Genomic DNA, 23709 nt, shown 5'->3' on the forward strand with positions numbered 1-23709 from the left:
CCGCGCGTTGCTGGCCGCTGGCCGCGGCCGGGACCCGATCGGGCGCTCCCGCGGCCCGTCGGGTCCCGGCCGGCGCGGTCAGCGGGCCCGCTTGGCGCTGGCCTGCTCGACGGCGGCCCAGTGCTCGTCAGCCACCCACAGCCGGGCGAATGTCCGGGCGGCGTCCTCGGCGTGCTCCTCGGTCAGCGGCGCACCGGCGGCGCGGCGCAGGACGTGCTTGATGCCGCGGGCGGGCGCGCCGGTGAGGGAGTGGGCCAGCGCCCGCCAGCCCTCGTCGAACCCGGCCCGGGGCAGGACCTGGTCGACCAGCCCGAGGCCGAGCGCCTCGGCGGCGGTCAGGACCCGGCCGGTGCCGGCGAGCAGCAGCGCGCGGCCGGGCCCGACCAGCGCGGCCAGCCGTTCGGCGCCGCCCCACGCCGGCATGATCGCCAGCGTCGACTGGGTGAATCCGATCTTGATGTCGTCGGCGGCGACGCGGATGTCGGCGGCCACCGCGACCTCGGCGCCGCCGCCCAGGGCGTGCCCGTTGACGGCGGCGATCACCGGGGCGGGAAACGCGGCGAGCCGGTCGCAGATGGCGCGCATCCGCAGGGCCATGGCTGTCGCCTCGTCCTCGGTGCGCAGGGCGGCGAGTTCCTTGAGGTCGCCGCCGGAGACGAACGCCCGGTCGCCGGCGCCCCGGATGACCAGGGCCCCGGCGCCGTCGGCGGCGTCGAGGGCCTTCTCCAGCTCACCCATGGTGGCCAGGGAGATGGCGTTGCGCGCCTCGGGCCGGTCGATCGTGATGACGGCGAGCCCGGCATCCAGCTCTAGATCAATCATGGACCCAACTCCAGGTTGAGAATACTATTCTAATTTGAGAGAGTAGCATTCCCGCCCGAAATGCACCGTTCCCTGTGAGATTGCCGGCGCCTCGCCACATGAGGGGCGTCCACGGCCCGCGGGGACGGGGGAAAGCTGTGGAACCTGCCCCGTTGTCCTGGGAGAGTCTGGGAATCGCACAGATCGGAGCTCGCGCGATGCGCACCGTCCCCCCTGAGCTGGTCAAGCGGTACGAGTCCGAGGGCTGGTGGACGCCCGAGACGCTGGGCGACATTCTGGCCACGGGCCTGGCCGCCGCGCCAGACGCGCAGTTCCGGGTCCATTCGGCGGCGCGGCCCTTCAGCGGCACGTTCCGCGAGGTCGAGCTGGTCGCGCGCCGGCTCGCGGCCGGGCTGCGCGCCCGCGGGGTCGGCCCCGGCGACGTCGTGGTGTTCCAGCTGCCGAACTGGATGGAGGCGGCGGCGACCTTCTGGGCCTCGGCGTTACTCGGCGCGGTCGTGGTGCCGGTGGTCCACTTCTACGGCCGCAAGGAGGTCGGCTACATCCTGGAGCGGACGTCGCCGAAGGTCTTCGTCACGGCGCAGGGCTTCGGGCGGCTGGAGTTCCAGCCCGATCTCGTCGCCGGGGTGCCCGTCGTCGGCGTGGTGGGGCGCGGGAGCGGCGAGCCGCTGGCGTTCGACGACCTGCTCGCCGACGACCCGATGCCCGGCACCGTCGCGGCGGACCCGGGTGCCCCGGCGGTGATCGCCTTCACCTCGGGCACCACCCGCGACCCCAAGGGCGTCATCCACAGCCATCAGACCCTCGGCTTCGAGACGCGCCAGCTCGCCGGGCTCTACCCGCCGGACCGCGGCCGCCAGCTCACCGCCGCGCCGGTCGGGCACTTCATCGGCATGCTGAACGCCTTCCTCATCCCGGTGCCGGAGGGACGTCCGATCAACCTGGCCGACGTCTGGGACCCGGCGCAGGCGCTGGAGCTGATGCGCACCGGCGGCCTCACCGTCGGCGGCGGCGCCACGTACTTCATGACCAGCCTGCTGGACCACCCCGACTTCACCCCCGAGCACCTGGTCGGGATGCGCTACGCCGGGCTCGGCGGGTCGTCCGTCCCGGCGGCGGTCACCACCCGGCTGGACGAGCTGGGCATCACGGTGTTCCGCTCCTACGGCAGCACCGAGCATCCCTCGATCACCGGCTCCCGGTACACCGCGGCTGCGGACAAGCGCCTGTTCACCGACGGGGACGTCCTGCCCGGGGTGGAGATCCGGCTCGAACCGGACGGCGAGATCCTCAGCCGGGGGCCGGACCTGTGCCTGGGCTACCTCGACGAGGAGTTGACCGCGCAGGTCTTCGACGCCGACGGCTGGTACCACACCGGTGACGTCGGGGTGCTCGACGCCGACGGCTACCTGACGATCGTCGACCGCAAGGCCGACTTCATCATTCGCGGCGGGGAGAACATCAGCGCGCTGGAGGTCGAGGAGGTGCTGCTGACCATGCCCGGTGTCGCCGAGGCCGCGGTGGTCGCGGCGCCCGACGCCCGGCTCGGTGAGCACGCGGCCGCGGTGCTGCGCCTGCAGGACGGCGCCGTGCTGCCGACCCTGGACGAGGTGCGCGCCCACTTCCAGCAGGCGGGGCTGGCCAGGCAGAAGTGGCCCGAGGAGCTGGTTGAGATCGCGGACTTCCCGCGGACCCCCAGCGGTAAGATCCAGAAGGCTGTCCTGCGGGCAGGCATCGCGCGCCGGGACACCGCGCAGCAGGCAGACATCGCGCGGGACACCGCGCAGCAGGCAGACATTGCGGCACGGCAGGGAAGAGAATAGGGTTCTCCGTATCAGTAAGGGAGGATCTCATGCCTACGCGAGTGTCGCCGTACCCCGTCTTCGACGCGGACAACCACCTGTACGAGACCGAGGACGCCTTCACCAAGTTCCTGCCGGAGGCGTATCGGGGCGCGATCCGGTACGTCCAGGTGGACGGCCGCACGAAGATCGCGATCCGGGGCCAGATCAGCGACTACATCCCCAACCCGACCTTCGAGGTCGTCGCCCGCCCGGGCGCCCAGGAGGAGTTCTTCAAGATCGGGAACCCCGAGGGCAAGTCCTACCGTGAGATCATCGGCAAGCCGATGCGGTCGATCCCGGCTTTCCGTGAGCCGAAGTCCCGCATCGAGCTGATGAACGAGCAGGGCCTCGAGCGGACGCTGATGTTCCCGACGCTGGCGAGCCTCATCGAGGAGCGCATGCGGGACGACCCGGAACTGACGCACGTCGTCATCCACGCCCTCAACGAGTGGCTGTACGAGACCTGGCAGTTCAACTACGAGAACCGCATCTTCACCACGCCGGTCATCACCCTGCCGATCGTCGAGAAGGCGATCGAGGAGCTGGAGTGGGTCGTGGCGCGCGGGGCGAAGGCCATCCTGATCCGGCCGGCGCCGGTTCCCGGTTTCAACGGCTCGCGGTCCTTCGGCCTGCCGGAGTTCGACCCGTTCTGGGAACGGGTCGTGCACCACAACATCCTGGTCGGCCTGCACTCCTCGGACAGCGGCTACAACCGCTACACCCAGGACTGGGAGGGCAAGGTCCGCGAGTACCTGCCGTTCCAGCCGGACGCCTTCCGCATGTTCGGCCAGTGGCGCCCCATCCAGGACACGGTGGCCGCGCTGGTCTGCCACGGTGCGCTGTCCCGGTTCCCGACCCTGAAGATCGCGGTCATCGAGAACGGCGCGTCCTGGGTCGCCCCGCTGCTCTCCGAGCTGAAGGACATCTACAAGAAGTACCCGCAGCAGTTCCTGGAGAACCCGATCGAGGTGGTCCGGCGCAGCGTCCACGTCAGCCCCTTCTGGGAGGAGGACATGGCCAGGCTCTCGGAGCTGATCGGGGTCGACCGGGTGCTCTTCGGCTCCGACTACCCGCACCCCGAGGGCCTGGGCGACCCGGTGAGCTACGTCGAGGTGCTCAAGGACCTCAGCGCGGAGGACCAGGCCAAGATCATGGGCGGCAACCTGGCCAGGCTGATCGACGCATGAAATGGGAGACCATCCCGGAGATGGTGCTCAGCGCCGCCGACCGCTTCGGTGACGCCGAAGCGGTCGTCGACGGGGCACTGCGCCTCACCTACACCGATCTGGTGGGCCGGGTCCGTACCGCCGCGGGTTCCTTCGCGGCGGCGGGCGTCGGCAAGGGTGACCGGGTGGCGATCTGGGCGCCGAACTCCGCCGAGTGGATCATCGCGGCCTTCGGGCTGCTGACCGCCGGTGGGGTGCTGGTGCCCGTGAACACCCGTTACAAGGCCGAGGAAGCGAACGACATCCTCACCCGCAGCGGGGCGAAGATGGTCCTGGTCCAGGAGGGCTTCCTCGGGCAGGCGTACACCGGCATCACCGCCGTGCCCGCCGTCGACATCAAGTCGGGCTTCCTGACCTCCGGGGCGCCGCTGGACGCACCGGTGGTCACCGATGGTGACGACATCGCAGACATCCTGTTCACGTCCGGGACGACCGGGCGTCCCAAGGGCGTCATGATGAACCACCACCAGACGCTGCGGCTGTACGCGGAGTGGTGCTGCCAGGCGGATCTGCGGGAGGGCGACCGGTACCTGATCGTCAACCCGTTCTTCCACAACTTCGGCTACAAGGCGGGGATCGTCGCCGCCCTGATCCGGGGCGCGACCATCGTGCCGGTGGCCGTCCTGGAGATGGACCGGCTGCTCGAGCTGATCGAGCGGGAGCGGATCACCATGCTCCCCGGCCCGCCGACGCTGTACCACTCGCTGCTGGCGGCGCGGGGCAGCGCGGACGTCTCCTCGTTACGGTGCGCCGTCACCGGTTCGGCCGACATCCCGGTCGAGCTGATCCGGCGGATGAAGCAGGAGCTGCCCTTCCAGTCGATCATGACCGGGTACGGCCTCACCGAGGCGGGCACCGCCACCGCCTCACGGCCGGGGGACTCCTTCGAGGACATCGCCACCACCGTCGGCAAGGCCTGCGACGGCGTGGAGATCTCCATCGCCGACGACGGCGAGGTGCTGATCCGCGGCTACACGGTGATGCAGGGCTACCTGGACGACCCCGCCGCCACCGCCGAGGCGATCGACCCCGACGGCTGGCTGCACACCGGCGACCTGGGCACCCTCGACGAGCGCGGGTACCTGCGGATCATCGGCCGCAAGAAGGACATGTTCATCGTCGGTGGCTTCAACGCCTACCCGGCCGAGATCGAGGGCTTCCTGCTGGGGCATCCCGCGGTCGCGCAGGTCGCGGTCATCGGTGTGCCCGACGATCGCCTCGGCGAGGTCGGCAAGGCGTTCGTGGTCCGGCGCGGGCCGGTCACCGCCGACGAGCTGATCGCGTGGAGCCGGGAGAAGATGGCCGGCTTCAAGGTGCCCAGGCACGTCGAGTTCCTGGAGAGCCTGCCGCTGAACGCGTCCGGAAAAGTGATGAAGGACCAGCTGCGCTAGCACCGCACCGAACACCGAACAGGGCAAGTCGAGGTATCGGTTTCCGCCTCCAGAAAGTAATGAAGCGACGATGAGCGATTCTGTCCAGACCAATTCCGGCCTGCCGGTCAGTCCGGTGTACGGCCCCGCCGACCGCGGGGCCGAGCCACCGGAGCCGGGCCGCTTCCCCTTCACCCGCGGCAACTACGCCAAGGGGTACCGGGGGCGCACGTGGACCTTCCGCCAGTACTCCGGCTTCGGCACCGCGGAGGAGTCCAACAGTCGGTACCGCTACCTGCTCGACCAGGGCGGGACGGGCCTGTCGGTGGCGCTCGACCTGCCCACCCAGTGCGGGTACGACTCCGACGACCCGGAGGTGACCGAGGAGGTCGGCCGGGTCGGCGTCGCCGTCGACACGCTCGCCGACGCCGAGGTGCTCTTCGACGGCATCCCGCTGGACAAGATCAGCACCAGCTTCACCATCAACGGCACCGCCGCGATCCTGCTGGCCTTCTACGTGGCCGCCGCGGAACGTTCCGGGGTGCCCCGGTCGAAGCTGACCGGCACGATCCAGAACGACATCCTCAAGGAGTACGCTTCCCGCGGGACGTGGATCTGGCCGCCGACGCCGTCGCTGCGCCTCATCGCCGACACGATCGAGTTCTGCGCCGCCGAGGTGCCGCGCTTCAACGCCATCTCGGTCGCCGGCGCGCATTTCCGCGACGCCGGCGCCAACGCGGTGCAGGAGATGGCATTCACCCTCGCCGACGGTGTCACCTACTGCGACACCGTGATCGAGCGCGGACGCCTGACGATCGAGCAGTTCGCCCCGCAGGTCTCCTTCTTCTTCTACACCCACGGTGACTTCTTCGAGGAGATCGCGAAATACCGGGCCGGCCGCCGACGCTGGGCGACCATCGTGCGTGAGCGGTACGGCGCGACCGCCGACAAGGCGTCGATGTTCCGCTTCGGCTGTGTCGCCGGCGGCGCCTCGCTGTACGCGCCGCAGGCGCAGAACAACATCGTGCGGGTGGCCTACGAGGCGATGGCCTCGGTGCTCGGCGGCGTCCAGTCGATGTTCACCGCCGCCTGGGACGAGCCGTTCGCGCTGCCCAGCGAGGAGTCGGCGACCCTCGCCCTGCGCACCCAGCAGATCCTCGCCCTGGAGACCGGCGTCACCCGCACCGCGGACCCGCTCGGCGGCTCCTACTTCGTCGAGGCGCTCACCGACGCCACCGAGGCCCGCATCGTCGAGATCATGGACGACCTCGAGGCGCACGGCGGCATGGTCCGCTGCATCGAGGACGGCTACCTGCAGGGCCTGATCGCCGACGAGGCCTACCAGCTGCACAAGGACATCGAGGACGGCACGGTGCCCATCGTCGGGGTGAACCGGTTCGTCGCCGACGAGCCGGCACCCGACCTGGCCACCTACGAGCTGGACGCCGACGGGCGCGAACGACAGCTGAAGCGGCTGGCGAAGGTGAAGGCCGAGCGGGACGGCGCCGCCGTGCGGGCCAGCCTCGACGCGCTCGCCCGCGCCGCCGAGGGAGACGGGAACCTGATGCACAACCTGATCGACTGCGCCAACGCCTACTGCACGGTCGGCGAGATGGTCGCCGCCCTCAAGGCGGTCTGGGGCGAGTTCCAGCAGCCGGTGGTGTTCTGATGCCGGCCCGGGTTCTCGTCGCCAAGCCCGGCCTGGACGGGCACGACCGCGGCGCGAAGATCATCGCGCGGACGCTGCGGGACGCCGGTTTCGAGGTCGTGTTCACCGGCATCCGCCAGCGCATCGAGGACATCGTCACGATCGCGCTGCAGGAGGACGTGGCGCTGGTCGGCCTGAGCATCCTCTCCGGCGCGCACATCGCGCTGACGGCCCGCACCATCGAGGCGCTGCGCGCGGCCGACGCGGGCGACATCGCGGTCGTGGTCGGCGGCACCATCCCGCCGGCGGACGTCCCGAAGCTGCTGGAGGCCGGCGCCGCCGCGGTGTTCCCGACCGGTACGCCCCTCGACGAGGTGGTCACCCGGGTCCGGGAGCTGACAGCGGCCTCCACCACGTCCTGACGTCGGCCGCCGCACCGGGTGCGGCTGCCGGGCTGCAGGGAAGCGCGCGAGCGCGACATCGATGTGACGAGATCGGGAGGGTCCAGTGCGGGTCGGCGTGATGATCGGACCGGAGCGGGGTGACTCCGCGCGCAAGGTCGGGCGGATGATCGACGACGTCCTGTGGGCCGAGGGCGCGGGGATGGACACCGCCTGGATCCCCCAGGTGCCCTCCGACTTCGACGCGCTCATCGCGGTCGCCCTGATGGGTGCCCGCACCGAGCGGATCGAGCTCGGCACGGCGGTCGTCCCGCTGCAGCCGCAGCACCCGATCGCGCTCGCGCGCCAGACCCTGTCGGCGCAGGCGGCCACCGGCGGGCGGCTCGCGCTCGGCATCGGGCCGTCGCACCACTGGATCGTCCGCGACATGCTCGGCCTGCCCTACGACAAGCCGGCCGGGTTCACCCGCGACTACCTCGAGGTCCTCAAGGCCGCGCTGAGCGGGCCGGGGCCGGTGGACGTCGAGAACGGCACCTTCACCGTCCACAACCCGATGGAGATCGGGCCGGTCGCCCCGCTGCCGGTGTTCCTCGCCGCTCTCGGGCCGGTCATGCTGCGCATCGCCGGTGAGCAGGCCGACGGCACCGTGCTGTGGCTCGCCGACGAGCGTGCCGTCGGCGAGCACGTGGTGCCGCGGATCACCAAGGCGGCGGCCGACGCCGGCCGCCCGGCGCCGCGGATCGTCGCCGGCATCCCGGTGTGCCTGTGCGCGCCGGGGGAGGAGGACAAGGCCCGGGAGCGGGCGAACCGCATCCTCGGCGAGGCCGAGGTGTCCCCGAACTACCAGCGCCTGCTTGACCAGGGCGACGCCACCAGCGTCGGGGACATCGCCGCGGTCGGCGACGAGGCCGCCATCCTCGCGGCCTTCCGGCGGTTCGCCGACGCCGGCTGCACCGACCTGTCGGTGCGGCTGCTGCCCATCGGCGACAACCGCGACGAGCTGATCGCCTCCAAGCGGCGGACCCGGGAAGTGATCGCGGCCCTCGCGGCGGAGGTCAGATGAGCCCGGGACCCCTGGCCGGCATCCGCATCCTGGAGGTCGGCCACATCCTCGCGGGCCCGTACGCGACGATGATGCTCGCCGATCTCGGCGCCGAGGTGACGAAGCTCGAGCCGCCCGGCGGGGACCTGTCCCGGCAGGTCAGCGACGCCTATTTCGCCAGCCTCAACCGCGGCAAGCGCAGCATCCGCCTCGACCTGACCAGTGAGGAAGGGCAGGCCCGCCTGCACGAGCTGGCGGCCGACGCGCACGCGCTGCTGGTCAACCTCAAGCCGTCGGCGATCCGCGCCTTCGGCCTGACCTACGACGCGCTGCGCCAGTACAACGAGAAGATCGTCTGTGTGGCGCTGACCGGATTCGGGCTGTCCGGGGGCGACGAGCCGGCGTTCGACTACGTCATCCAGGCGGCCACCGGGGTCGCCGCGCTCACCGGTGACCCCGACGGCCCGCCGACCCTGCCCGGGTACTCCTCGGCGGACAACTCCGCCGGCCTGACCGCGGCGCTGGCGCTGCTCGCCCAGATCGTCTCCGGCCGCGGCGGGCAGCTGGAGGTGTCGCTGCGCGACGTCATGCTCTCCCAGCTGAACTACCGGGCCTCGGCCTACCTCAACGAGGGCACCGAGCCGCGGCGGATGGCGTTCGGCGCGCACTCCTTCTACGTCCCGGCGCAGCTGTTCCCGACCGCCGACGGCTACCTGGCGCTGTTCGTCACCCACGACGGCTTCTGGAAGAAGTTCTCCACCGAGGCCGGCGTGACAGGCTTCGAGACGATGGCGGAGCGGGCGGCCCGGCGGGAGGAGGTCCTCGCCGTGGTCACCAAGGCGCTGGCCGGCGACACCGCCGAGGGCTGGGAGTCTCGGCTTCGTCGCCTCGGTGTCCCGGCGGCCCGGGTGCGCACCCTGCCCGAGGCGCTGGAGGCGACCCCCGACATGGTCGTGCGCGCCGGCGACTTCCGGCTGGTCGCCAACCCGATCCGGATCGCCGGCCACGAGCCCGACTACGGGCCCCCGCCGCGCCTGGGCGAGCACGGAGACTCGGAGCAGCGGTAGCGGGTCCGGCGGAGGCGACTCCGAAGTGTCGAGGATCTTGGGCGTTCTGGACTGGAGCCCGTCGCCGAATCCCGAGCCTCGGGCTTCCGCTTCCGCCGATTCCGTCGCCGCTGCTCCCGAGCAAGAAGTGAGGATTGGGGTTGCTGCAGCAACCGAAATCCTCATTTCTTGCGGACTGCCGGGTGACTTCGTGTCCTGATTTGTCGATATCGGGGTGAATTGCTGGTGCTGTGCGGCGGCGCGGGATCCCCGGTGGGTCGCCGTGCGGTGGGTGGGCGCAGACCGCCAGGTCATTATCGGTGCCCCGGGGTCCGCCACTCCTCGAGATCTTGCTACGCGCTCTCTGACGACGAAAATCCTCCACACCTGCCCGGCGGCAACGGCCCGTAAGGCGCGGCCGGCCGGGGCTCAGGCGCTCTGGCGCTGGAAGACCCGGGTCCCCCACAGCGCCAGCAGGGCTGTCAGCGCCACGGTGACCAGCGTGCCCACCCACACGTGCTGGTCGCCGAAGTCGCCGCGGAACAGCGCGCGGCTGGCGTCGACGACGTAGCTCAGCGGGTTGGCCTGGGAGGTGTGCCGCAGCCACGCCGGCGCCAGCGACATCGGCAGCAGCACACCGGACAACAGCAGCAGCGGCAGCGAGACGCCCTGCACGAACGGGGCGAACGCGTCCTCGTCCTTCAGGATCAGACCCATCGCGTAGGACGCGGCCGAGATGCCCAGGCCCAGCAGACAGACGAGGACGAGTGTCGACGCGACGCCGCTCCACGAGGCGCGCAGCCCGAACGGCAGGGCGACGACGACCAGCAGCAGGGCCTGGACGGCCGTCACGACCATGTTGCTCAGGGTCCGGCCGAGGATGAGGGAGGCGCGGCTGGCGGGGGTGACCCGCTGGCGTTCGATCACGCCTTCACGCAGTTCCTGGATGATGCCGAAACCGGCGAAACCCGCGCCGAAGATCGTCAGCTGGAGCAGCAGGCCGGGGACGAACACCCGCCAGGCGTCGTCACCGCCGAGGCCGCCGCCGGTGACGTTCTTCAGCAGCGGGCCGAACAGCACCAAATAGATGATCGGCTGGGTCAGGCCGAAGAACACCCACACCGGGTTGCGCAGCAGCACGCGCATCTGTCGCTGGAAGACGACCCAGATCTCGGTTCGCATCACGCCGCCGCCTCGTCGCGCAGGGTCCGGCCGGTCAGGGTCAGGAAGACGTCGTCGAGCGTCGGCCGCTCGACGCTGATCGAGGTCGGGCTCAGGCCGGCGGCGTCCAGACCGCGCAGGATCGGCGCGACGGCGACCGTGCCGTCGTCGACCGTCACATGCAGCCCGGTGTCGGTGGCGACCAGGTCGCGGATCGGATGCGCCTCCTTCACCACCGCCTCGGCGCGGTCGCGGGCCTGCAGGTCGGGCAGGCCGAGCCGGACGACGTCACCGGCGACCCGGGACTTCAGCGCGGCCGGTGTGTCGTTCGCGACGATCAGGCCGCCGTCCATGACCAGGATGCGGTCGGCGAGCGCGTCCGCCTCGTCGAGGTAGTGGGTGGTCAGCACGACCGTCACTCCCGCGTCGTCGCGCAGGGAGCGGATGTGCGTCCACAGGTTCGCGCGGCTCTGCGGGTCGAGCCCCGCGGTCGGCTCGTCGAGGAACACCAGCCGCGGCCGGTGCATCAGGCCGATAGCCACGTCGAAGCGGCGCCGCTGACCACCGGACAGCTCCAGCAGCGCGCGGCACTCCAGGCCGGCGAGGTCGAGCCGCGGGGCGAGCTCCGCGACACGGGCCCGCGCGTCCGCCGCGGACATGCCCTGCAGCCGGGCCTGGGTGACGAGCTCCTCGCCGACCCGCAGCCCCGCGCTGGGCGCCGCGCCCACCTGCGCGACGTAGCCGATGCGCCGGCGCACCTCCCGGGCCTGGCGGACCAGATCCAGGCCGGCGACCGTCGCTGTGCCCGAGCTCGGGAGAAGCAACGTGGTGAGCATGCGCAGGGTGGTGGTCTTGCCGGCGCCGTTGGGACCGAGCAGACCGACGATCTCGCCTGCGCGGACGTCGAGGTCGATGCCGCGGACCGCGTCGAGGGGACCGGTCTTCGTTTTGAAGGTGCGGGTGAGGCTCCGCGCCTGAATCAGATCATCCGCTGCCACGGGCGCAGCATCACACAGGGGCCTACGACTAGTCAAACTTGAGTAAATGGAGCCTCGTCGTTGCCGGGTGTGGCCGTGCCGGGGAGCGTGCCCGCGCCGGTGCCGCAGTCGGGCCCGGGCGCGGGGGGGGCGGGATCGCCGGCGAAGCGGTACGCGCCGGCGCGGATCCGGTTGATGAACTGGCGGGCCCAGGTGATCTCGGCGCGGATCCGGCCGGAGGTGAAGTCGAAGATCTCGCGGACGTGCTCGGGGATGCCGCCGTCGGCGCCGGTGGCCCCGTCGACGATGGAACCGCGTGTGAACGCGGCCTCGGCCAGCTCCGACTCCAGGGCGGTGACGCGCGACTGCAGCGCCCGCACCAGCTCGTCGCGCGGCATGAAGAGCATCAGGCACAGGGCGGGGATCAGCGGTTCCGCCGGGCGGCGCACCGTCCACCAGGCCTCCCGCAGCAGGAGGGTGAACTCCTTCTCACCCTCCGGGGTGAGGACGTAGGCCGTCCGCTCCGGCCGGTTGCTCTCGCTGTCCCGCGCGTGCACCGCGATGCACCCGTCCCGTTCCAGGGTTCGGATCGCGCCGTAGACCGAGCCGGGGCGGACGTTGGCCACCTCCTCCAGCCGCCAGGTCACCAGCTCGCGGCGCACGTGGTAGCCGTGCACCGGCTGCATGACCCGGATCGCGCCGAGGACGAGGAGGCGGGTCGCTGACGACATGTGACTACTTTAATCAATCTTGACTGAGTCGAGCCGGCAGTCGGAGGGGGTGTCACTCGTACCGGACGACCGCCGAGGCCGAGTCCGGGACGCCCTGGCAGGTGAGCACGTAGCCCTCCTCGATCTCCTCCTCGGTGAGGGCCTCGTTGACGCGCATGGTCGCCGTGCCCTCCACCAGCTTGGCGATGCAGGTGGCGCAGGTGCCGGACTCGCAGGAGAACGGTGGGGCGAGCCCGCCGCGCCGGGCGCTCTCCAGGAACGTCTCACCGGGCCGCCGGGGCACCGAGATCTTCTTGTTGCGCAGGATGATGGTGACGGTGCCCTCGACCTCCGGCTCGGCGTTCGCCGCCCCGTCGGCCCCGTCGGCGCTGTCGTCCTCGGGGGCGATCACCGCGGCGGCGCCGAAGCGCTCGGTGAAGACCTTGCCCGGGCCGGGAAAGGCGTTCTCGACGAGGTCCATGAACGGCTCGGGACCGCACACGTAGACGTCGGCGTCGGTGTCGGTGCCGACGAAGGCCAGCACGGCGGCGGCGTCGAGATAGCCGCTGTCGCTGTCGAGGTGACGCACCACGGTGAGCCGGTCGGGATACCGCGCGACCAGATCGGCCAGGGCGGCCTCGAAAATCATCGAGGGCGCGTCCCGGTCGGCGCACAGCAGCCGGACCTCACGCTTCGTGCTGGCGAGAGCGCTTTTCGCCAGCGAGATGACCGGCGTGATGCCGCTGCCGCCGCAGAATCCCAGCAGCGGGGCGTCGTTGTCCTGCAGGCAGAACACGCCGAACGGCCGGGTGATCTCGACTTCGTCACCCGCGGCGACATTGTCGATGAGCCAGTTGGAGACGCGCCCGCCGGCAACCCGCTTGATGGTCGTCATCAGCTCGGTGTCGGTCTCGGGTGCGCTGGACATCGAATAGGAGCGCAGCAGCTCCTCGCCGTCGATCTGGACCCGGAACGTGCAGAACTGGCCGGCACGGTAGGTGAACGGGCCGCTGCTCGGAGCGAGGACGAAGGTGCGGGTGTCGGCGGTCTCGCGGATGATCCGGGTGACGGTCGCCCTCTGGAACAGAGGGGGTCTCGGCATCTACGGCCTCCTTCTGGTATGAAGATTCTACTGAGGTGAGAATATAATTTCCGGGAGTGGGAGGGGAGCCTTCCACCGGCGTCTCGGACGTGCTGCTGGCAGCGTGGTGACCATTCGATTCGATCCGCGTGATGACCCGTTCGAAAGGAGCGGCGATGAGTGATCAAGCCGCGCTCGTCTTCGAGGAACGGCAGTACAGCCTGGCACATCTCGAGGCGCTGACCGACGGGATGGCGGGAGCACTGGCGAAGCACGGGGTCCGGGCCGGTGAGCGGGTGGCGCTCATGGCCTCGAACCGACCCGAGTTCGTGCTCGCCGTCCGGGCGGCCTGGCGTCTGGGAGCCGCCATCGTAGCGCTGAGCCCCTCCTGGAAGCAGGCCGAGATCGAGCACGCGCTGGCCATCACCGGTGCGCGCCTGGCCGTCGGCGACCAGGAACTGCTCGGGAACCTGCTGCCGATGTGGCACCTGGACGAGCCGATCCCCACCGGCGGCGGGCCGTTCCCGGCCACCGACCCGGACGCGGACGCGCTGCTGGTCTTCAGCTCGGGCACCACCGGCCTGCCCAAGGCCGTCCGGCACACGGCGAGATCCTTCGCCACCGCCGTCGGGCAGTGGCGCGACGTGCTGGGCCTGACCGGCGCCGACCGTATCCAGGTGACCACCCCGCCGTCGCACATCCTGGGCATCCTCAACATCGTCACCGCGCTGGAGACGGGCGCCTGGTTACGGCTGCACCGCCGCTTCGACCTGGACCTGGTGCTGCGCTCGATCGAGCGCGACCGGATCACCGTGGAGATGGCGGTCGCGCCGATCGCGCTGGCGATGGCCTCGCACCCGGCGCTGGAGTCCTACGACCTGTCGTCGCTGCGCTACATCATGTGGGGCGCCACCCCGGTCACCGCCAGTGTCGCCGAGACGGTCACCCGCCGCAGCGGCGTCGGCTGGGTGCCCGCCTACGGGGCCAGTGAGCTGCCCGTCATCGCCTGCAACCCGCTGACCGGCGCCCGGCTCGACAGCGTCGGGAAGGCCGCCCCCGGGGTGACCCTGCGTGTGGTCTGCCTGGAGACCGGCGCCGTGCTCGGCCCCGGCGAGACCGGCGAGATCCAGGCCCGCTCCGACTCGCTGATGGCCGGCTACCTGCCCGCCGAGGCCACCGCGGACGCCTTCGCCGACGGCTGGTACCGCACCGGCGATGTGGGTGACCTGGACGCCGACGGCTGGCTGCGGCTGACCGACCGGGTCCGGGAGATGGTCAAGGTCCGCGGGTTCCAGGTCGCCCCAGCCGAGGTCGAGGGCGTCCTGCACGGCCACCCGGCGGTGGCCGACTGCGCGGTGTTCGGCATCCCCGACCCCGCGGACGGCGAGGCCCTGGTAGCAGCCGTGACAGTCGCGGCCGGGGCGACGAGCGCCCCGGTGGACGCCGAAGCGCTCGTCGCCTGGGTGGGCGAGCGGCTCGCCTCCTACAAGCGGCCACGCACCGTCGTGTTCGTCGACGACATTCCCCGCCTGCCGTCCGGCAAGGTACTGCGGCGAGTTCTCAAGGAGCGCTATGGACGTACGTCTGACCACTGAGCAACGCGACCTGCGGGACGCGGCCGCGCGGCTGGCCGACGACCTCGGCCCCGGATCCGTGCTGGATCTCGACGACACCGAGCGCGTCGAGCGGCTGGAGAAGGCGGTCGCGGCCACCGGCTGGCGGTCGCTGCGCTCCGACGGCGCCTCCGGGGTGGAGGTCGCACTCGTCGTCGAGGAGTTCGCCCGCGGGCTGGTCGACGTCCCGCTGCTCGGGCCGCTGCTCACCGACGACCTGCGCGCGCGGCTCGGGAACGAGGCCGAGCCGGCCGAGCCGGTGGCGCTCGCCGTCGGCGACGAGGCCGTCGACGCCCGCGGTCTGCGTGGCGCGCTCGGCCTGCGCGCGGCCGGCGCCGGCGCCGGCGGTGCCGGCGGCACGGTCGGCACAGTCGGTGTCGGCGAGCCCGTGTTCGGGATCGACCTGACCCGGACCACCGCCGCGGCGAGCGGGCCCTTCGAGCCGGTCGGCGAGCTCTCCGCGGATGACGCGCTGCGCTGGCAGGCGCTGGCGCTCACCGTGACGACCGCCGACATCCTGGGCGCGGCCCGCGGCGCGTACGCGCTGGCGTGCGAGTACGCCAAGGTGCGCTCGCAGTACGGCCGCACCATCGGCTCGTTCCAGGCCATCGCCCACCTGCTCGCCGAAAGCCTCGCGCTGATCGAGGGCTCGGTGAGCGTGCTGCGCTACGCGGCGTGGGCCGTCGACGAGCTGGAGCCCGCCGAGGCGGTTCGCGCCGGGCAGGTCGCCAAGGTCTACACCGCCCGCGCGGCGCAGACCATCTGCGAGACGTCCGTGCAGGTCCACGGCGGTATCGGCAACACCTGGGAGTGCCTGGCCCACGTCTTCCTGCGGCGCGTGCTGACATCCGGCGCGCTGTTCCCGGTTTCTCTGGAGGAGATCGACCTTGGACTTTCGTGATTCGCCGGAGGAGGCCGCGTTCCGCGCGCGGCTGCAGGCGTGGCTGGCCGAAAACGCGAAGAAGTTCCCCACCTCGGGCGACGAGTACTGGGCGAAGGCGGGGGAGTGGCATCAGGCCCTGCACGCCGCCGGGTTCTTCGGGAGCACCTGGCCGAAGGCGTACGGGGGGCAGGAGCTGCCGGCCGTCTACGACGTGATCGTCGACGAGGAGCTGGCCCGCGCCGGCGCCCCGGCCCGGCCGAGCCTGGGCTACCTGGTGATCGGCCTGGGCCGGCACGGCAGCGAGGCGCTGCGCCAGCGGTTCCTGCCCGGGATGATCAACGGAACCGAGCGCTGGTGCCAGGGCTTCAGCGAGCCCGGCGCGGGCTCCGACCTGGCCTCGCTGACCACCACGGCCACCCTGGAGGGCGACCACTACGTCCTGCACGGCCACAAGATCTGGACGAGCTACTCCGACGAGGCCGACTGGTGCCTGGTGCTGGCCCGCACCGACCCGGCCGCGCCGCGGCACAAGGGCATCTCCGGGTTCATCGTGTCGATGCACCAGCCCGGCATCGAGCAGCGCCCGCTGCCGATGATGAACGGGGTGACCAAGGAGTTCGGCCAGGTCCTGTTCGACGGGGCGACGGTGCCGGTCGACCAGATGGTCGGCGCGCCCGGCGAGGGCTGGAAGCTGGCGATGACCGTCGTCGGGCACGAGCGGGAGCCCTCGACGCTCGGCTTCACCGCGCGGTACGGCAAGACCGTCCGCAACCTGGCGGCGACCGTCGACGGGCCGCCGTCGGACGAGCTGCGCTGGGCCGCGGTCCAGACCGAGATGCTGCGGCTGCACGTGCGCCGGCGGCTGTCCGAGCAGCTCGACGAGGTCAGCCACGGCCCGGACGGATCCCTGGACAAGCTGCTGATGACCTGGGTCGAGCAGTCGGTCGGGCACGCCTGCCTCGCCTCGGGTGGCACCCGTGACCCCGAGCTGCTGGGCACCTATCTGTACAGCCGCGCGCAGAGCGTCATGGGCGGCACGTCGCAGATCCAGAAGAACATCATCGCGGGCCGGATCATCGGCCTCGAGGTCTGAGCACGGGCCTGGGCGAGGCCTGGGCCCGGCCGGGGCTGGACTGGGCGCGGAACCGGCGAGCCGGTCATCCCGATGCGGCGGCAACCGCGGGGTGGGATGACCGGCCTCGGCCGGGTGCCTAACTACTTGGGCGGGAAGCGCAGCGCGCCGTCGAGGCGGATGACCTCGCCGTTGAGGTAGTCGTTGGTGATGAGCTGCTCGGCGAGCGAGCCGTACTCGACCGACTGGCCCATCCGCTTCGGGAACGGGACCTGCGGGCCCCAGTAGGCCTCCAGCTTGTCGGCGGCCTTGCCGTAGGCCGGGGTGTTGATCGTGCCCGGCGCGATCGCGTTCACCCGGATACCCAGCGGCGACAGGTCACGCGCGGCGACCAGCGTCATGGAGATGACGCCACCCTTGGCGGCGGCGTACGCGATCTGGCCGATCTGGCCCTCGAAGCCGGCGATCGAGGCGGTGTTGACGATGGCGCCCCGGGCTCCGCCTTCCAGCGGCTCCTCCTGGGCGATGGCCGCGGCCACCAGCCGGGTCACGTTGAACACCGAGGTGAGGTAGTACGTGATGGTCGTCGTGAAGGCGTCCAGGCTGTGCGGCGAGCCGTCCTTGCCGACGAGGCGCCCACCGCCGGCGGGGCCGCCGTGGGTGTCGACCGAGATCCGCAGCGGGCCGAGGGCCTTGGCCTCGGCGATCGCGGCGAGGATGTCCTCCTCGGAGGTGGCGTCGGTGCGGACGTAGCGAATGCCCAGCTCGGACTCGAGGGCCTTGCCCTTCTCGTCCGCGACGTCGGCCACCACGACCTTCGCGCCCGCGGCGTGCAGGCGGCGGACGGTGGCCTCGCCCAGGCCGCCGGTCCCACCGACGACGAGCGCGGAGTTTCCGCTGATCTCCATTAAGGTTTCCCTCTCTTGCTAGTCAAGCTCTCGCTCTGGAAGACTAACATTCTCATGAATGCGATCCCGATCAGAAATATCGCGTCTTCCGCCGCCTGCCGGCCCCGGTTCACGCGGGCTGGCGATCAGACCCGGGGTGCCGGAACAACCGGCCACGGCACGTCTGCCAGGCGGCGGGCCGATGGATCCCCCGGCGGTCCCCGATGAACATTCTGGAGAATGTCGCCGCCGCGCGCGCTGGTTCACTGCGCGCTGTCGGGCGGTTGCTCAGCATGGCCGAGGGTGCCGGCCGCGGCGAGCTGCTGGCGGTGCTCGAACCGGCCCCGGTCCGGGTGCTGGGAGTGACCGGTCCGCCCGGTGCCGGCAAGTCGACCACCATCGGTGCGCTGGTCGGCGCCTACCGGGAACGCGGGCTGAGGGTGGCGGTGCTCGCGGTCGACCCGTCCTCGCCGTACAGCGGCGGCGCGCTGCTGGGTGACCGCATCCGGATGGCGGCGCACACGACCGACCCGGGGGTGCTGATCCGTTCGCTGGCGGCCCGGGGCCACCTGGGCGGGCTGTCCGCGGCCGTGCCGGCCGCGGTCCGGGTGCTCGCCGCGCTCGGCTATGACCTGGTGTTGCTGGAGACCGTGGGCGTAGGGCAGTCCGAGATCGAGATCGCCGCGGTCGCGGACCCGACCCTCGTCGTGCTGACACCGGGCGCGGGGGACGCCGTCCAGGCCGCCAAGGCCGGCCTGCTGGAGGTCGCCGACCTGCTCGTGGTCAACAAGGCGGACCGCGACGGCGCCGAGCAGACCGTGCGCGAGCTGCGTCAGGAGACGGACGTGCCGGTGCTGACGCTGGTCGCCTCGCGGGGAGAGGGGCTGCCCGCCCTCCTCGACGCGATCGACGCCCACCACCGGGCGGACACGGTGGCCCGCCGGACGGCCCGGGCGCACGCCCAGATCCTGTCCCTGGCGCAGAGCCGCCTGCGTGAGCATCCCGACCTGGCGGCCCTGGCCGCCGAGGTCGCGCAGGGTCGGCGCGACCCCTACACGGCCGCCGAGCTGCTGCTGGGCGGCACCGAGGATGTGCGCGCCGCGGATGCACGCGCGGCGGATGCGCGCGCCGCGGGTGTGCTCAGGCCTGGCTCGTAGCCGAGCCCGTCACCGCGCCCGGACCGGCGAAGCCGGAAAAGCAGAACTCCCAGGCCTCGTCGACGGTGATGGGATGAGCGTTCTCACTCGCGGCGACGCCGTTGGACTGGGAGAGGAACATGGCGGTCTGCATCACCATCGCGGCCGCCCGGCGGGGCCGCAGGCCGGTACGCAGCTGACCGGCTTCCGCCGCCCGGGTCATCATCTCGGTGATGAGGGTGAGCAGCGGTGCGTGCGCCACCCGTACCTCGGCCGGATGCGACACCAGCAGCTGGGGCGCGAAGTCCGTGAACAGCGGCCGGCGCTGCCGGGCCTGGTCGGTATGACTCTGCTCGAACAGCAGGTGGACGGCGATCCGCAGTTGGTTGACGGGGTCGTGCTCGGCCTCGGTGGCGGCGCGGATCTCCTCGGCCGACTCGTTCAGCGCGTTCTCGAACAGGGCGAGCAGCAGTTCGTGCTTGCCGCTGAAGTGCTGGTAGAAGCTGCGCAGCGACTGGCGGGACCGGTCGACGACCTCCTGGACGGTGAGGTCGAGGGAGCCCTTCTCGGCGATGATCGCCTGGGCGGCGTCCAGGAACTGGACCACCCGCTGCTCGGCCCGGATCTTGGCGGCCCGGGTCGAGCGCTCGACGGCACGCTGCTTCCAGGCAGGCTCTTCCTTCGTCGTGCTCACGGGCAGCTCCGTCTTCTGGGCCATGTATCAGAACGTACTGCACTGGCGCTACAACATTCGGCCAACCGCGGCTGGTAGCCGCACCACAGAGGTGGGAGACCCTGGTTTCGGATGTCGAGAATGTTATTCTCGCACCGGGATGGCCGGGCTGGCTACCAGCGGGTCGGCGTTGGGTGGAACCTGCGACCCGACTCTGGGATGTTGGGAGATCCGAGGCGGTCCAGCGGACGTCGGAGCAGGTGACGAAGTGGGTGACGAAGGCGGCGAGGCTGGCCGCACCTGGTACATCCGGGTTCGGGCGGGCCGTACGCTCACCTGAACCTCGAAGTCGTCTTGATGGTTCGGGCGCTGCCGGTACTGCGTGCTCGGGCTGCCCCGGAACTGAGGAGCCTGGTGTGTACATCAACTACGAAGTCGCCGACCGGATCGCGACGATCAGCCTCAACCGGCCCGACGCCGCGAACGCACAGAACATGGAGCTCCTGGAGGAGCTCGACGCGGCCTGGACGAAGGCCGCGTCGGACAACGACGTCGCGGTCATCGTGCTGCGGGGAGAAGGCAAGCACTTCTCCGCGGGGCACGACCTGAAGTCCAGCTCTCCCGGCCCGGAGAAGATCACCCTGGAGTGGATCTACCAGGTCGAGGCGCGGCGGTACCTGGAGTTCTCGCTGCGGTGGCGCAACGTCCCGAAGCCGTCGATCGCCGCGGTGCAGGGTCGGTGCATCGCCGGCGGGCTGCTGCTGGCCTGGCCCTGTGACCTGATCGTGGCCGCCGAGGACGCGCTGTTCTCGGACCCGGTGGTGGCCATGGGCATCGGCGGCGTCGAGTACCACGGGCACACCTGGGAGCTGGGGCCCCGCAAGGCCAAGGAGATCCTGTTCACCGGCCGCGCGGTCACCGCCACCGAGGCGGAGCAGATCGGCATGGTGAACAAGGTGGTGCCCCGCGAGGAGCTCGACGCGCAGACCCGGGCGCTCGCCGCGCACATCGCCACGATGCCGAGCTTCGGGCTGCGCCAGGCCAAGCGGGCGGTCAACCAGACCCTCGACGTGCAGGGCTTCTACGCGGCGATCCAGTCCGTGTTCGACATCCACCAGACCGGGCACGGCAACGCGCTGAGCGTCAGCGGCTGGCCGGTCCTGGTCAACCTCGACCAGATGAAGTCCGCGATCAAGCAGGCGAACTAGGGCCCTGCCCGGGCCTGGGGTCGTGCCCGGTCCGTCCGGCTCGATCCCGCGCCCTGCTCCATCCCGCACCGCACCAGTGCGACGCGTCATCCGACGGCGTCGGCCGAGTTGGAGGAGGCGCCATGACCGCAACGGACGAGCGGGAGCTGCCCGGGCCCGCGACAGGCGGCCGGCGCCCGCTCGAAGGGCTCGTCGTCGTCGGCCTGGAGCAGGCCGTCGCGGCCCCGATCGCCACCCGGCACCTGGCCGACATGGGGGCGCGGGTGGTGAAGGTCGAGAACCCGCGCGGCGGCGACTTCGCGCGCCACTACGACGGCGCGCTCAACGGCATGGCGGCGCACTTCGTGTGGTGCAACCGGGGCAAGGAGTCGGTGACCCTCAACTGGACGGACCCACGCGGAGCCGAGGTGCTGGAACGGCTGCTGAGCCGCGCCGACATCCTCATCCAGAACCTCGGCCCGGGTGCGGCGAGCCGCCGGGGCGTCGCCGCCGAGCAGGCGTGCGCCCGTCACCCGCGGCTGATCGCGGTCGACATCTCCGGCTACGGCGAGGGCGGCCCGCTGTCCCACAAGCGGGCCTACGACCTGCTGGTCCAGTCCGAGGGTGGCTCCTGCGCGGTGACCGGTGAGCCGGGCCGACCGGCCAAGGCGGGCATCCCGCTGGTCGATCTCGCCACCGGCATGTACGCGCTGAGCTCCGTGCTGGCGGCCCTGCACGCCCGGTCGGCGACCGGGCGGGGCTCCGCGATCGCCGTCAGCCTGTTCGACGTCGTCGCCGAGTGGATGGGGTACCCGCTCAACTACACCCAGGGGACCGGCGTGGAGCAGGAGCCGGCCGGGGTCGGCTCGCCCGCGGTCGCGCCCTACGGCGCCTACCTGACGGCGGACGGCCAGACCGTCGTGCTGGGAACGACGAATGACCGCGAGTGGCAGCGGCTGGCCCGCCAGGTCCTCGACCGCCCCGACCTGGCCGACGACCCGGCCTTCGCCGGCAACGCCGACCGGGTCCGGGAGCGGGCCCAGCTGGACGAGGTGATCGCGGCGTGGGCGAAGGGCGTCACCCTGGACCGCGCGCAGCAGATCCTGGACGACGCGGAGCTCGGCAACGCCCGGCTCAACGGGGTGCAGGACGTCCTCGACCACCCACACCTGGCCGCGCGGGACCGCTGGCACGAGATCGACACCCCCACCGGCCCCACCCGCGCGCTGCTGCCACCCCCGATCGCGGCCGAGTGGGCCCCGCCGATGGGCGCCGTGCCGGCGCTCGGTGCGCACACCGACTCCGTCCTGGCCGAGCTCGGGTACGCCCCGGAGGAGATCACCGCGCTGCGCCGGGATCGAGTGGTCTGACGCCGGGCCCGCGGCGGGCGCCCGGGATGACTCCGCCGGGGGACTTCCGCGCGGCGGACCTCTGCGCGGCGGACCTCTGCGCGGCGGACCTCTACGGGAGGCTTCCACAGGGACCACCGGGTTCGGAAGATCGTGTACGGACAGGTGCGCGGTCAGGAATGCGGTCGACTTAATACAAACGACCTTGTGCGACTGCCCCATAATGTGGCTAACATCATGCTCCGTCATGTGAGTATGAAGATCCGCGTATGTGGGGAGTGTCGGAGCCGTGCTTTGTGGCATCGCCGGGCGCCCCCTCTCGCTCGTCCAGCCTGGGGGAAAAATGCGCACGGGTGGTTTACGGTGCCTGTTATGCGCGGCGGTGGCGGTTCTGCTCGCGGGCGTGTCGGGCTGTGCCGCGCAGTCGGGAGCACCGGAGGCCACCGCCGCTGCCTGTGACAGCCCCGGCGTCACGGCCGACCAGGTCCGGATCGGCCTCGTGGTCTCCGACACCGGCACCGGTTCCCTCGCGTTCTCCTCCGCGCGCGCCGGGGTGGACGCCCGTCTCGGCCTCGCCAACGCCGAGGGCGGCGTGCACGGGCGCAAGGTCGTCTACGACTGGCAGGACGACAAGGCCTCCCAGAGCGACAACGCCCAGGTCGTCAGGGACCTCGTCGACGGAGACTCCGTGTTCGGGATCCTGTCCGTCAGCATCGCGCTCGGCGGCTCGCTGGACGACACAGAGAAACAGGGCGTCCCCGTCGTCGGTCTCGCGGTGGAAAGCTGGGCCCGGTACCAGAACCTGTTCGCCTACGCCTACCAGACCTCCCCACAGACCGTGGGCCGCTACATCCAGGCCGCGGGTGGCAAGAAGGTCGGCATCCTGGTCACCGGCTCGCAGGACTCCGTCCTGTCGACCACCAACCTCTACCGGGACGCGTTCCGGCAGATCGGCCTCGACAGTACGGACGTCGTGTCCTTCGCCAGCGCCAGCACGAGCCCGCTGCGGGCCGCCCAACAGCTGGCCGCGGCCGGCGCCGACTCCCTGCTGGGTTTCACCTCCGCCGAGGACATGGCCGCCGTGATCGGCGCCGCCCGTCAGGCGAACCTCAACCTCGCCGCGAGCGTCTCGCTCAGCGGCTACGCCCGTTCCACACTGTCGTCGCTGGGGCGTGGGCTCGCCGGGGTCTCCATTCCCGTGTACTTCCGGCCCTTCGAGGCCGGTGGTGCCGGCCTCGATCGTTACCGCGACGCCATGGTCAGGTACTCGCCCGAGACCACGCAGCCCGAGCAGGAGTTCGCCATGTACGGCTACCTGTTCGCCGACATGTTCCTGCGCGGCCTTGAAGTGGCCGGCGACTGCCCGACCCGGAACTCGTTCATGACCGGCCTGCGCCAGCAACGCAGCTACGACGCCGACGGCCTGCTCGCACCGATCAACCTGGGCACCAACGCGAAGAACCCGCTCAGCTGCTACGCCTTCGTGAAGGTCAACCCCGCCGGCACCGCCTTCGACGTGGCCAGTGAACGTCTCTGCGCCGACGGCACCACTGGCTGACCCGAGTCCGCGGCACCGTCGGC

Annotated in this window: 21 protein-coding genes; 14 read left to right on the forward strand and 7 right to left on the reverse strand. The window is 71.3% G+C overall.

Annotated elements, in window-relative coordinates:
- Positions 1–78: 78 nt before the first annotated feature.
- Positions 79–822, reverse strand: coding sequence for an enoyl-CoA hydratase/isomerase family protein (locus FREUN1FDRAFT_RS13775; RefSeq protein WP_006540677.1), 744 nt, complete (start codon positions 820–822; stop codon positions 79–81).
- 197 nt (positions 823–1019) lie between these two features.
- Between FREUN1FDRAFT_RS13775 and FREUN1FDRAFT_RS13780 the strand changes: the two genes are divergently transcribed.
- From FREUN1FDRAFT_RS13780 to FREUN1FDRAFT_RS13810, 7 genes are all read left to right on the forward strand, one after another.
- Positions 1020–2645 (forward strand): AMP-binding protein, encoded by a 1626-nt coding sequence (locus FREUN1FDRAFT_RS13780; RefSeq protein ID WP_006540678.1) that lies wholly within the window; start codon positions 1020–1022, stop codon positions 2643–2645.
- 29 nt (positions 2646–2674) lie between these two features.
- Entirely contained in the window at positions 2675–3853 is a 1179-nt protein-coding gene (locus tag FREUN1FDRAFT_RS13785; protein WP_006540679.1) for an amidohydrolase family protein, read from the forward strand.
- Complete coding sequence (locus tag FREUN1FDRAFT_RS13790; RefSeq protein ID WP_006540680.1) at positions 3850–5283, forward strand: FadD3 family acyl-CoA ligase; 1434 nt, start codon at positions 3850–3852, stop codon at positions 5281–5283. The genes FREUN1FDRAFT_RS13785 and FREUN1FDRAFT_RS13790 overlap by 4 nt, the downstream gene beginning before the upstream one ends.
- A 70-nt stretch (positions 5284–5353) precedes the next feature.
- Positions 5354–6931, forward strand: a complete 1578-nt coding sequence (locus FREUN1FDRAFT_RS13795; protein ID WP_006540681.1) for a methylmalonyl-CoA mutase family protein — start codon at positions 5354–5356, stop codon at positions 6929–6931.
- Positions 6931–7332 (forward strand): cobalamin B12-binding domain-containing protein, encoded by a 402-nt coding sequence (locus FREUN1FDRAFT_RS13800; RefSeq protein ID WP_006540682.1) that lies wholly within the window; start codon positions 6931–6933, stop codon positions 7330–7332. The genes FREUN1FDRAFT_RS13795 and FREUN1FDRAFT_RS13800 overlap by 1 nt, the downstream gene beginning before the upstream one ends.
- An 85-nt stretch (positions 7333–7417) precedes the next feature.
- Positions 7418–8374, forward strand: a complete 957-nt coding sequence (locus FREUN1FDRAFT_RS13805; protein ID WP_006540683.1) for an LLM class F420-dependent oxidoreductase — start codon at positions 7418–7420, stop codon at positions 8372–8374.
- A complete protein-coding gene (locus tag FREUN1FDRAFT_RS13810; RefSeq protein WP_006540684.1) occupies positions 8371–9420 on the forward strand; it encodes a CaiB/BaiF CoA-transferase family protein in 1050 nt (349 codons plus the stop codon). Before FREUN1FDRAFT_RS13805 ends, FREUN1FDRAFT_RS13810 begins: the two co-directional genes overlap by 4 nt.
- Before the next feature lie 408 nt (positions 9421–9828).
- On the opposite strand, the gene FREUN1FDRAFT_RS13815 is transcribed toward FREUN1FDRAFT_RS13810, so the two are convergent.
- Genes FREUN1FDRAFT_RS13815 through FREUN1FDRAFT_RS13830 form a run of 4 tightly spaced genes read right to left on the reverse strand, consistent with a single transcriptional unit; the run spans position 9829 to position 13349 of the window.
- On the reverse strand, positions 9829–10581 hold the full coding sequence (locus FREUN1FDRAFT_RS13815; protein WP_006540685.1) for an ABC transporter permease: 753 nt from the start codon (positions 10579–10581) through the stop codon (positions 9829–9831).
- Positions 10581–11558, reverse strand: a complete 978-nt coding sequence (locus FREUN1FDRAFT_RS13820; RefSeq protein WP_006540686.1) for an ATP-binding cassette domain-containing protein — start codon at positions 11556–11558, stop codon at positions 10581–10583. The genes FREUN1FDRAFT_RS13815 and FREUN1FDRAFT_RS13820 overlap by 1 nt, the downstream gene beginning before the upstream one ends.
- 32 nt (positions 11559–11590) lie before the next feature.
- Positions 11591–12268, reverse strand: a complete 678-nt coding sequence (locus tag FREUN1FDRAFT_RS39805) for a PadR family transcriptional regulator (protein ID WP_006540687.1) — start codon at positions 12266–12268, stop codon at positions 11591–11593.
- 52 nt (positions 12269–12320) lie between these two features.
- Positions 12321–13349: a ferredoxin--NADP reductase gene (locus FREUN1FDRAFT_RS13830; RefSeq protein WP_006540688.1), complete on the reverse strand. Its 1029-nt coding sequence runs from the start codon at positions 13347–13349 to the stop codon at positions 12321–12323.
- 155 nt (positions 13350–13504) lie between these two features.
- Here FREUN1FDRAFT_RS13830 and FREUN1FDRAFT_RS13835 point away from each other — a divergent pair, with 155 nt between their 5' ends.
- From FREUN1FDRAFT_RS13835 to FREUN1FDRAFT_RS13845, 3 genes are read left to right on the forward strand one after another with little or no spacing between them, the layout of a single operon-like run.
- A complete protein-coding gene (locus FREUN1FDRAFT_RS13835) occupies positions 13505–14923 on the forward strand; it encodes a class I adenylate-forming enzyme family protein (RefSeq protein WP_006540689.1) in 1419 nt (472 codons plus the stop codon).
- Positions 14901–15842 (forward strand): acyl-CoA dehydrogenase family protein, encoded by a 942-nt coding sequence (locus FREUN1FDRAFT_RS13840; RefSeq protein WP_006540690.1) that lies wholly within the window; start codon positions 14901–14903, stop codon positions 15840–15842. The genes FREUN1FDRAFT_RS13835 and FREUN1FDRAFT_RS13840 overlap by 23 nt, the downstream gene beginning before the upstream one ends.
- Positions 15829–16917, forward strand: coding sequence for an acyl-CoA dehydrogenase family protein (locus tag FREUN1FDRAFT_RS13845; RefSeq protein WP_006540691.1), 1089 nt, complete (start codon positions 15829–15831; stop codon positions 16915–16917). The genes FREUN1FDRAFT_RS13840 and FREUN1FDRAFT_RS13845 overlap by 14 nt, the downstream gene beginning before the upstream one ends.
- 122 nt (positions 16918–17039) lie before the next feature.
- On the opposite strand, the gene FREUN1FDRAFT_RS13850 is transcribed toward FREUN1FDRAFT_RS13845, so the two are convergent.
- A complete protein-coding gene (locus tag FREUN1FDRAFT_RS13850; protein ID WP_006540693.1) occupies positions 17040–17804 on the reverse strand; it encodes an SDR family NAD(P)-dependent oxidoreductase in 765 nt (254 codons plus the stop codon).
- A 203-nt stretch (positions 17805–18007) separates the two neighbouring features.
- On the opposite strand from FREUN1FDRAFT_RS13850, the gene meaB reads away from it, so the two are divergent.
- The gene (gene meaB / locus FREUN1FDRAFT_RS13855; protein ID WP_006540694.1) at positions 18008–18940 is read left to right on the forward strand and encodes a methylmalonyl Co-A mutase-associated GTPase MeaB; all 933 of its coding nucleotides are present in this window, start codon (positions 18008–18010) and stop codon (positions 18938–18940) included.
- Here meaB and FREUN1FDRAFT_RS13860 read toward each other — a convergent pair.
- A complete protein-coding gene (locus FREUN1FDRAFT_RS13860) occupies positions 18924–19637 on the reverse strand; it encodes a TetR/AcrR family transcriptional regulator (RefSeq protein WP_006540695.1) in 714 nt (237 codons plus the stop codon). The two genes, meaB and FREUN1FDRAFT_RS13860, sit on opposite strands and share 17 nt — an antisense overlap.
- 371 nt (positions 19638–20008) lie before the next feature.
- Here FREUN1FDRAFT_RS13860 and FREUN1FDRAFT_RS13865 point away from each other — a divergent pair, with 371 nt between their 5' ends.
- The 3 genes from FREUN1FDRAFT_RS13865 (at position 20009) to FREUN1FDRAFT_RS13875 (ending at position 23686) form a co-directional block, all read left to right on the forward strand.
- Entirely contained in the window at positions 20009–20800 is a 792-nt protein-coding gene (locus FREUN1FDRAFT_RS13865; protein WP_006540696.1) for an enoyl-CoA hydratase, read from the forward strand.
- 122 nt (positions 20801–20922) lie between these two features.
- Complete coding sequence (locus tag FREUN1FDRAFT_RS13870) at positions 20923–22149, forward strand: CaiB/BaiF CoA-transferase family protein (RefSeq protein WP_006540697.1); 1227 nt, start codon at positions 20923–20925, stop codon at positions 22147–22149.
- A 322-nt stretch (positions 22150–22471) separates the two neighbouring features.
- Positions 22472–23686 (forward strand): ABC transporter substrate-binding protein, encoded by a 1215-nt coding sequence (locus FREUN1FDRAFT_RS13875; protein WP_006540698.1) that lies wholly within the window; start codon positions 22472–22474, stop codon positions 23684–23686.
- The last annotated feature ends 23 nt before the right edge of the window (positions 23687–23709 follow it).

The organism is Parafrankia sp. EUN1f (assembly GCF_000177675.1).
In the GTDB taxonomy this organism is placed as follows: domain Bacteria; phylum Actinomycetota; class Actinomycetes; order Frankiales; family Frankiaceae; genus Parafrankia.